This is a genomic window from Candidatus Cryosericum odellii, from assembly GCF_003570935.1.
GTDB classification, from domain to species: domain Bacteria; phylum Caldisericota; class Caldisericia; order Cryosericales; family Cryosericaceae; genus Cryosericum; species Cryosericum odellii.
Genome location: NZ_QXIU01000170.1, coordinates 1 through 9,936, shown reverse-complemented (window position 1 = coordinate 9,936; position 9,936 = coordinate 1). Strand labels below are relative to the sequence as shown.

The window sequence follows — 9,936 nt, the reverse complement described above, 5'->3', positions numbered from 1 at the left end:
AATGACTCGGAGATGACGCGGAGAGGGACCATCGAACGACTGTTCTTGATGTACGGAGCAGCGTCCAGCGCAACGATCTTGCCGTTGATGACCCCTGTTGCATTCTCGATTTGAAGGATAATAGCGGTGCTCCTGAGAGTGATCGTGATGCTCCCCGTCAGAGAGAGCCACTTGACCGTCGAACCAAAGGTCTCGGCGATGAAGCGGATCGGAACAAAGGTGCGGCCGGCGACGATTTCAGGTGCAGCGTCGACCTTGGTGGCGTGACCATCAACCGTCACAATGTCGCTGCCAATAGTCAGGACGACAACCCTCTTCGGCACAACAGGCACGACAGGGACCTTCACGATCGTCACGGCTCCGGCGGCGTTGATCTTGACTGTGACCGTCGTCGTCAGGCCGGCAGCGTGAGCAGAAACAGTGCCGGTTTCAGCTGTTCTGTATGTCAGAAGACCCTGTGCCGGCGCAACGCTGAAAACAGCAGCGACACGAAGTGTATCTGTCCAGACTGCCTGCGTCGTATAATCCAGGTTACCATACGCCTTACCCGCGCCAATAGCCCCAAACTGCTGCTGACCAGTTACCTTGAGACGGGCAGGAACGAGACCCACGGCAAGCCTGGTGATCGTCTGCGGAGAAATAGGAATGACCACAAACGAACCGGTGTATATACCATGGCTGGCAGTGACCAGCACGACCCCTGAATCCCTCATTGCCGTCACCAATCCACCAGCATTGACAGTTACGATTGCTGGCAGGCTGGACGTCCATGTAGCAGTGACAATAGCGCCAGTGGGATCAACGGCGACCAGCTGAACAGTCTTGCCCATTTCAACTAAAACCGGCGAAGTCAGTCCACCAAGAGTGTGAATGGTGAGCGTGGCAGCGATGGCAGTCGTGCCGGTTGTAAGCTTCCTGCCATTGCCCACAGTGCCGGCGACCCTCTGCGTCAACATAATCGCTGAGGCGGTGGCATTGGTTGCGATAATGTTGGCGCCAGCCACTGCGTTTATGGCATCTATCAACCGAGTGGTAACCGTTGTGAGGGTGTCGCCCGCCACCACCGTATAGGATGCAGTGTAGGATGCTCCGGTAGTATCCTGCCATGTGGCGCTTGCCACGTTCCCGGCAGTAATGGCACCAGCGAGTGTCAAGAAAGCTACCGCTGGAACTTCTGCAACTACCCAGACCATGGAGACATCAAGGACGTCGAGAGCTTTCAGCAACGCAGTACTGGCGAATGTAACAGTGTGGCTGCCGGCAATCTTCCAGGTCACATCAGTGGAGGAGGTAGTGCCAACAGTCTTCTTGATAGCAGGACCAATGGTGCCGACAGCAGCAGTCGTCACATGGACCTGTGCCAGCGTTGTCGGGGTGTTACAGGAAATGATCGTGCCGGCGCCATTCCTCGTGGCAGCAGCAACAGTAATGCTATCGCCGGGAACGAACGTGTAGCCGCCACCGAAAGTGATCGACTGGTCCCCGGACACAGCCCAGAGTGGATCGGTGGACGTCGCCGCAGTAGCTCGAAGAACGCTGACATTGGGTGTTGCGCCAAACCTGCCGGCGTCTGTCCTGGTCACATCGACAACAGCGTGAATGCCGTCAGTGATACTTGCGACAGTACCAACAGCATCAACGGGCGTTGGGCCCCTGGCATCAACGCCGCCGACAAAGTTGCCGGATGGCGTCACGGTCAGCGTCACATCTGCCCTTGCCGAACGGGCGCCGACGCCTGCGAACAGGCTGAGCACCATGGCTAGAGCAACGAATACAGACAGGGACTTCTTCATCAGGTAATCTCCTTTGCGACATGATCGAGTACTTCTTCTACCATGTAGTATACACAAAGTGTGCCAACCGGTTCACTGACGTCCTGCCTGCCTTTCTGTGACTGACTGGTGAGGAACCACGAATGATGCAAGGATGGATTCCCGTCCCCGACAGAAACATTCGGGGATGACGTTCCTTCGCCGAAAGCACCCCTCAGAAGCGCCCCTCGTATTGAACTAACATACTCGGGGGCATTGGAAAGAAATGCTCGGGGGGGAATGACGGAGAGGGAGGGTATGACGGAGCACCGCGGGAATGACGGAGGCAGCCAGGATCTTCGACACCCCGCAGCCTACGGCATGAACTGGATAGTCGCAGTCCGCGTCGCTGCATTCCACGCCACGTCCGCTCCGAAAGCCTCAGCGACAAACCGCAGAGGTACAAAGGTGCGTCCCGCAACAATAGCGGGCGCGACGTCCAGCGTCACGGTCTTGCCATTCATGGTGGCACGGCTGCTGCCGATCGTCATGATCATCAGCAGGGGTCCGTGGTTCGGGGTCCCCTTCGTCTCGACGAGCACGCGGCACGTCGATGCGTCCCACGTGATCGCAGCGCCGAACGCCTCGCCGATGAACCGCATCGGGACCATCGTACGGCTGCCGGCCTTATCGATATAGGGTGCAGCATCCAGCATCACCGTTCCCCCACCCACCATGGCCACCAGCTTCCCGACTGTCAGAACGATACGCACCGAGGCAGCAGCGGCAATGTTGAAGCGAAGCGTGACCACCTGGTCTCCGCCGTTGGTCACGACCTTGAGCAGGCTCTGGTATGGTCCTTTGCTCAAGCTGTCGCCTTCGACGCGGACGGTCACCGCCCCGTTGCCCGTGCCGGTCTGCGGGGTCACCGTAACATAGCCGGGAACATTCTCGAGGCTCCAGTCCAGGGCGCCCGCTCCCAGGTTGGTGATGGCGAACGTCGCCGAGCGTGCCTGGTTGACTGGGATGCTGCCAAGGTCCAGGGCCGCCGGCCCTACTGCTGCGACGGGCGCACTGAGGTCGACACGTACAAGAGCGCCCGTGGTTCCACCGACCAGCAGGGTCGTTGCCGAACAGGTCATGGTCAATGCCGACGTGACGCCGGCGCCTTGGGCAACGTCCCACCATGCCTTGGCCGAACTGTTCCAGCGAAGCACGCCGCGCTCGGCAGTACCGACCAGAACAGTGCCCGCCGGCAGAACCACCAGCGACGTCACTGTGCCGGGGCTGGGCAGGTTGGCCCAGTGAGCGCCCGCGTCCGTCGTCATCGCCACTCCGCTGCCCCCTGCGGCGAACAGCGTCCTGGTAGTGGTATCCCATGCAAGCGAAGAAACATTCACGAGGGGGCAGGGTGTCCTGGCATACGAAGTCCCGTTGTTGGCGGAGACGAACACCCCCGCATCCTGTGAGGAGACGGCGATGCGGTCGCCGTCCATGCGCATGACATCGGTCACAAGGGACGATGCGATGCCCTCACCCACCGACATCCACGTCACCCCACGGTCGGTCGAGTAGTTCAGGCCCGTGCAGAGCGATGCGATGAACAGCGCGTCGGGGTCCCGAAGGTCCTGCACGACGCGTGCCACACGCGTGCAACCCAGCGTCGTGACATGGTCGAACGACGTTCCTTCGCCCTTCACCAGCCACAGGCCGTCGCCGTCGGTACCGATAAGCCACCGGTCGGGCTCAAGGACCGCGACGCTGGTGATTCTCATCAGGTCTAGCTGGGCAGGCAGCTTGCGGAAGACGGTCGACGTACCCGACATGCTGTAGATGCCGGCGTTCTGCGTCGCCACGACGACCGTCGGCGTTGCCCCGCCCAGCATGCCGATAGCGGTCACGGCCGCAGGAAAGGTTTTGAGCGTGATGAACCCTGCGCTCGACTGGGCGCTCGCCACAGGCGCAGCAATGCCGGCCACAATCATCGTGCAGATGGTCAGGAAGGCAACCAGGCGCAGGATTCTACAGGTGCAGCTTCTTCTCATCGTATCACCCCAAACAGCGTCAGTGCCCGCACAATGAAGAACCCCGCGAGGGCAACAAAGAGAACGGCCGTGGCCGCCTTGACGGGCGCCGCATTCCTCTTGAGCCACGTGACCAGATGGTCGCTGGTGACGCCAAGCTCTGCAATGACGGTGATCAGGACGAGCGGCAGAATGAACAGAAGGTTGTACACGACAAGGAGCAGCACTGCTCTCTGCTTGAGGACACTCTGGCTGAAGATGAGCACAATGGTCGGCAGGTACGTTTGCCCAGTGCACATGAACTCGAACAGCGACACAGGAAACGCGACGAGGAAGGCGCTGGTAGCAACGAACCCTGTGCGCGCCTGATCGCGGATGAGCCGGTGGATCATGCTCTTGTTCCGCTCCGGCAACTGCAGCGTCATGTCGCCCAGGTCGCCGTGCCGCGCATGCCAGGCGTCCCGCACCGACAGCACGGCGATCACCCCGGCGAAGATGCCGATTGCGAGGTAGAACCACTTGCTGAGTGCGAAGAACCACGTCGCGCGCGACACCAGCTGATATAGGCCAAGGCCTGCTGCAAGATAGGCAATAAACACGCCCAGGGCGAACGCCAGGCCGACAAACAGGATGTCTCGCCTGGACTTGGACCGCATGATGAGGTAGCTGATGAAGAAGATGAGGGTCGCGAACGCGCAGGGGTTGATGCCATCCAGGAGCCCCGCTCCGATGACCGTCAGGACACTGAACGTCTTGAAGGCATCGGTGGGCTCGCTCCCGCCGCTCTTCTCAGCCGCTCCTTCAGCGTCCATCAAGTGCTGGCGCAGTGCAGGAGTGGAGGACTTCAGCGCCTGCTCCAGTCCGGTCTTGATGGCAGACTCCCTGAGGAACACCTTGTCGCCAACGAAAATGGTCGGTGCGATTCCACGCTGCGCGTCGGGCACTCCATAGGAGGTGTCGAGCGCTGAGCGCACCTTGGCCCCGGTGCTGTCCAGTGCGTCCACCTTCTTGTAGACGTAGAAGTCATACGTCCTGGAGAGCGTGCCCAGATACTGCTCGACCGCCTGGCACTCGCTGCACCCTTCGGTGTAGTAGTAGATGATTGGCGTACTGTCCGCGTGTGCTGGCGCAGTCGGCACGGCAGCGTGCACGATGGGCGTTGCGACGACACCACACACCAGCGCCACGAGGGAGACGACAGCCAGATACCTCAGGAGACGGAACCGGTTCACTGGGCGCCTGCCAGCTGTTGCAGGGACTGGTACACGCTACTGTTCTCATCGGAACCGCCGCTGTACCGCACCATATGGGCCTCGTCAAGGATAACGGCATACGGCGTCAACGTCTGATGGACCGAGCGCGCCAACTCTGAGTTGGGATCGGAGATGAGGATAGCGCCCGACGGGGCTTCCTGCGCGAACCGCTTGACAGGGTCAAGCTGGGCGTCACCAACAACGAAGACGACCGGCGTGATATCGAATTTGCGCGCCACAACCGTGTTGAGCAGACTCATGGTCGCTCCGAAACAGGAACCGCAGGTCGGCTGGGTAAACAGCACCAGCACCTTCTTGCCGGCGAGCTGTCCCAGGCTAAACTGGGCTCCGCTCCAAGTTCGAGCCGTGAAGTACGGGAAGGGGAAGCCCACCTGCAGCCCCGGGGATTTCACCTGAGCCATGAAGCGGTCGAAACCCTTCTGCCCCATATCCCGAAGGTACACCGACGTAGCGAGGTTGCGCACCAGCGCCCCGATCGGCTCGGTCAGTGCTCCGCCGCCTGGCGGCTCAAATCCTTCGGCGGCCGTCAGCACCTGAAAGAACGACATACCCTTCCATCCGTCGAGATATGAGGCAGTGGACTTCGCAGCCCCGACCAGCTTGCGTGGGAACAGGATGCGCACCTGCTGTATCGTCATACTGGGATCGACGGTGACCCCTACGCTCAGCGACCCTGGCTGGAGCAGGAACCGTGAAAAACCGCTGGCTGCCAACGGATTGGCAATCGTTGTCATGTAGAGGGTTTCCGATGTGCCACTCTCCTCCGTTGACGCTACCCACGCCTCAAACGGCCGGTCGCCCGATACGGCGCTTGGAAGGTCGTCTGCACGCTTCACGATCCCCTCCGGGATCAGCGCCCGGAGACTTGCTGCGGGGCTCACCGCACTCCTTGCCAGCACAACAGCACCGGTCCACGCGGCTACAACCACCAGCACGCCGACGACGAGCCACACGGCGATGCGAGGATAGATTCCCGCCTTCGCCGAGAGCACCCCTCGGATACAACAACATCCTCGGGGGGGAATGACGGAGGCACGGGGAATGACGGAGGGGGCGCGGGAATGACGGAGGGCGATGTTACTTCTTCCGCTTAACCACTCTGTGCACCGCCGCCTCGATGTCCGTGTGGCGGCAGCCGAAGGCAGTCAGCAGTTCGTCCGGCGTGCCGGATTCGCCAAAACGGTCCTTGATGCCGACGAATTCCATGGGCACGGGGCAGTCCTGGACGAGCACCTCAGCCACGGCAGAGCCGAACCCGCCCATGACCTGGTGCTCCTCCGCGGTGACAACGGCACCCGTCTCGCGGGCAGCCTTCAGCAGCAACTCGCGGTCGATGGGCTTGATGGTGTGGATGTCCAGCACACGGGCATGGATGCCCTGCTTCTTCAGCTCCTCGTGGGCAAGCAGCGCCTCGTAGACCATGTAGCCGGTCGCGGCAATCGTGATATCATCACCATCTTCGAACGTGATGCCCTTGCCGATTTCGAACAGCGTCGCATCGTCGGTGAGAATCGGCACCGACTCCCGACCCAGCCGGATGAATGCCGGACCCTGCATGGCGGCGACTGCCAGGGTGGCCTTGCGGGCCTCGTTCACGTCGCACGGGTTGATGACGGTCATGTGCGGCAGCATCCTCATGATGCCCAAGTCTTCCAGCGCCTGATGGGTCGCCCCGTCAGGACCAACACTGATGCCGCCGTGTGCGCCGACGATCTTCACGTTCAGCTCGGCATAGGCGACGGTGACCCGTATCTGGTCGAGCGCCCGGTCGACCATGAACGTGCCGTAGGTCGACGTGAACGGGACCTTGCCCATCAATGACAGCCCACCAGCGATGCCGACCATGTCCGCCTCGGCGATGCCGCAGTCGATGAACCGGTCCGGGAACTCCTTCTGGAAACGGTCACTCGTCGTGGACTTGGCGAGGTCGGCGTCGAGCACGAACACGCGCGGGTCCTCCTTACCCAGGATCAGCAGGCCATCCGAGTAGCCGAAGCGCGTGGCCTTGCCTTCGAGGGTGCCGCTAACGTCCTTGTGTGCAGTCACCATGTCACTCACCCTCCTGTGCATCCAGCTCGCTTATGGCCTGGGCCAGCTCGTCCTGCGACGGCGCCTTGCCATGCCAGCCAACAACGTTCTCCATGAACGAGACGCCCTTGCCTTTGATCGTATGCGCAACAATGGCGGTAGGCTGTCCCTTGACCGTTTTCGCCTCGTCCAGCGCGTTTACGCACTGCTCCATATCGTTGCCGTCGATACTGATGACATGCCAGTTGAACGCGCGCAGCTTGGCGGCGACGTCATCGATGCACATGACCTCGGAACACTTGCCGTCGATCTGGAGGCCGTTGTTGTCGACGATAGCGCACAGGTTGTCCAGCTTGAAGTGCGCACCCGCCATCAGTGCTTCCCAGATCTGGCCCTCCTGGATCTCTCCGTCACCGGTGAGACAGTAGGCACGGACCGGCAGCTTGTCGTACCGGGCGGCATATGCTGCACCCACGGCGATGGAGAGCCCCTGGCCAAGCGAGCCGCCCGATGTCTCGACACCGGGCGGGCTCCCCTTCTTGGGGTGTCCCTGCAGGCGTGAGCCGAACTTGCGCAACGTCATGAGCTCTTCCCTGGGGAAGAAGCCCTTGTAGGCCAGCAGTGTGTACAGCAGTGGCGCGATGTGACCCTTGGACCAGAAGATGCGGTCGCGGTTCGGGTCAGTGGGCGTCGCCAGGTTGGCTGTCCGGAAATAGAGAGCCGTCATGATGTCGGCGGCCGACAGCGAGCCACCCGGATGCCCCGACCCCGCGGCCGTGATGGAGCGCAGCGTGTCCTTGCGGATCTCCGTCGCAAGATGCTTCAGCTCCTGGATGGTCAGCAGTGTTTCCATGGTTGCTTGTTCGCTCCTACTTCAGTTCGGCCAAGGCTGTGCGGATACGGCCGAGCGCTATGGCGATGTTCTCGCGCGACGTAGCGTAGGAGAAGCGGAGGTAACCTTCGCCAAACGAGCCGAAGCTGCTCCCGGCCAGGCAGGCGACACCGGCGTTGTACAGCAGATAGTCAGCGATCTCCTGCGATGAACGGTTGAAGCTCTTGACATTGGGAAAGACATAGAAGGCTCCGTGTGGCCTCCGGCAGGTAACACCGGGGATGGCGTTGAGCCCATCGACAATGATCTCGCGGCGGGCCAGGAACTCCTGTCGCATGGTCTCCACATCATCCTGCGGGCCGGTCAGGGCTTCGATACCGGCAATCTGGGTGAACGTGGCTGTGCACGACGCCGTGTTGGCGACGACTTTGGCCATCCAGTCGATGAGTTCACGCGGGCCGGCTGCGTAGCCCAGGCGCCACCCGGTCATCGCGTAGGTCTTGGACATGCCGTCCATGATGATCGTGCGTTCCTTCATCCCGGGGAGAGAGGCGATAGAAAAGTGCTCACCCTCGAACACCAGACGCGAGTAGATCTCGTCCGACAGGACATAGAAGTCGTACTTCTTGGCCATCTCGGCGACCAGCTCCAGGTCCTCGCGGGCAATGATGCCGCCCGTGGGGTTCGCGGGCGAGTTGATGACGACAAGCTTGGTGCGCGGCGAGACCAGCTTGACAAACGTGTCGCGGTCGAAGCCAAAGTCCTTCTCCTCGAGGATCGGGAGTGGCAGGGCCTTGGCGCCGGACATGTTGATACAGGACTCGTAGACGGGATACGTGGGATTGGGGTAGATCGCCTCATCGCCGTCCTCGAGCAGGGTCATGCACGCCGAGTAGAGAATGTCCTTGGCACCGGGGGTGACCAGCACCTCTTCAGCCGTGACCGGAAGGCCACGGGTCCTGCTGATGTACTCCGCGATCGCCTTGCGGAAGTCCATCCGGCCCATGGTGGGCGCGTAGTGCGTATAGTTCTCCTCGATCGCCCGCATACCGGCCTGCTTGATGTTCTCGGGGGTATTGAAGTCGGGTTCACCGATCTGCATATAGATCATGCTCTTGCCCTGACGCTCCAGTTCCTGCGCCTTGGCCATGACGACGAAGGCTCCCTCGCCACCAGCCATCTGCACACGTTTCGTTACCTTCAGCATGTCATCTACCTCCCTGCAGACTATTCAGCGCTCACGCGCGATTGTACGTTTGGCTATTTGTCGTGTTTGTGTCCAGCGTTGGGCTGCATGAACGGCCGCTTGACCACGACGCCTGACTCAGCCTTTCCGCGAATCGGGATATACACCGTATCGCCAACCTTGACGGCGTCCTTTGCGACCATGCACAGGGCATAGGAACCACCCAGGGTCGGACAGTAGTTGCCGCTGGTCACGTAGCCGATCTTGACGGGCGCTGCCGGATCGCCTGCCAAGCAGTCGAACCCGTTGCGAGGGATGGCCCTGCTGTTCATCTTCACGCCGATCCACTTGCGCGGGACACCCTTCTCTTTCATGGCCAGCAGTGCGGGCTTGCCGACGAAGTCATGGTCCCAGCTGATCACGAAGTTCTGCCCGGATTCGAGTGGCGCTATCGTGTTGTCAAGGTCATGGCCATACAACCAGTAGCACACCTCGAAGCGCAGCGTATCACGCGCGCCCAGTCCGTTGGGGACGAGACCGAACGGCTTGCCGGCGTCCAGGATAGCATTCCACAGATAGGATGCTTCTGCCGGAGCAAAGTAGATCTCATACCCGTCTTCACCCGTGTAACCGGTGCGCGACACGATGCACTTGCGGCCGGCAACCATGGTCTCCAGGAACTGGAAGTACTTCAGGCTCACGATGTCCGCGGGGGTCATGCCCTTCAGGATATCCTCGGCCTTCGGTCCCTGCAGCGCTATTTCGGCATACTTGGCCGTCGCTCCGGTGATGGTGATGTCGCCCTGTTTGTGATCCGTGACCCATGCAAGGTCCTTGTCGT

The 9,936-nt window shown here is 61.1% G+C and carries 8 protein-coding genes; all 8 read right to left on the bottom strand.

What is annotated here, in order from left to right; translation table 11 throughout:
• Window positions 1-1,793 (bottom strand): stalk domain-containing protein (locus SMC5_RS07080; protein ID WP_207799130.1); only part of this gene is annotated, 1,793 nt, incomplete at its 3' end.
• Window positions 1,794-2,125: 332 nt separating this feature from the next.
• Window positions 2,126-3,796 carry a stalk domain-containing protein gene (locus tag SMC5_RS07075; RefSeq protein WP_119120148.1) on the bottom strand — a complete coding sequence of 557 codons (1,671 nt, stop codon included), beginning with the start codon at window positions 3,794-3,796 and terminating at the stop codon, window positions 2,126-2,128.
• On the bottom strand, window positions 3,793-5,007 hold the full coding sequence (locus SMC5_RS07070; protein ID WP_119120147.1) for a cytochrome c biogenesis CcdA family protein: 1,215 nt from the start codon (window positions 5,005-5,007) through the stop codon (window positions 3,793-3,795). Before SMC5_RS07070 ends, SMC5_RS07075 begins: the two co-directional genes overlap by 4 nt.
• Window positions 5,004-6,041 carry a TlpA family protein disulfide reductase gene (locus tag SMC5_RS07065; protein WP_119120146.1) on the bottom strand — a complete coding sequence of 346 codons (1,038 nt, stop codon included), beginning with the start codon at window positions 6,039-6,041 and terminating at the stop codon, window positions 5,004-5,006. Before SMC5_RS07065 ends, SMC5_RS07070 begins: the two co-directional genes overlap by 4 nt.
• Window positions 6,042-6,126: 85 nt before the next feature.
• A complete protein-coding gene (locus SMC5_RS07060) occupies window positions 6,127-7,098 on the bottom strand; it encodes a transketolase family protein (protein WP_119120145.1) in 972 nt (323 codons plus the stop codon).
• A 1-nt stretch (window position 7,099) separates the two neighbouring features.
• On the bottom strand, window positions 7,100-7,930 hold the full coding sequence (locus SMC5_RS07055) for a transketolase (protein ID WP_119120144.1): 831 nt from the start codon (window positions 7,928-7,930) through the stop codon (window positions 7,100-7,102).
• A gap of 16 nt (window positions 7,931-7,946) precedes the next feature.
• Entirely contained in the window at window positions 7,947-9,116 is a 1,170-nt protein-coding gene (locus tag SMC5_RS07050) for a pyridoxal phosphate-dependent aminotransferase (RefSeq protein ID WP_165846305.1), read from the bottom strand.
• Window positions 9,117-9,169: 53 nt separating this feature from the next.
• Window positions 9,170-9,936 (bottom strand): aminomethyltransferase family protein (locus SMC5_RS07045; protein WP_119120143.1); only part of this gene is annotated, 767 nt, incomplete at its 5' end.

What these genes read in the sequence shown, in the direction of transcription:
- SMC5_RS07075 (WP_119120148.1), bottom strand. Translation starts at nt 3,796, where the DNA reads ATGAGAAGAAGCTGCACCTGTAGAATCCTGCGCCTGGTTGCCTTCCTG.
- SMC5_RS07060 (WP_119120145.1), bottom strand. Translation starts at nt 7,098, where the DNA reads ATGGTGACTGCACACAAGGACGTTAGCGGCACCCTCGAAGGCAAGGCC.
- SMC5_RS07055 (WP_119120144.1), bottom strand. Translation starts at nt 7,930, where the DNA reads ATGGAAACACTGCTGACCATCCAGGAGCTGAAGCATCTTGCGACGGAG.
- SMC5_RS07050 (WP_165846305.1), bottom strand. Translation starts at nt 9,116, where the DNA reads ATGCTGAAGGTAACGAAACGTGTGCAGATGGCTGGTGGCGAGGGAGCC.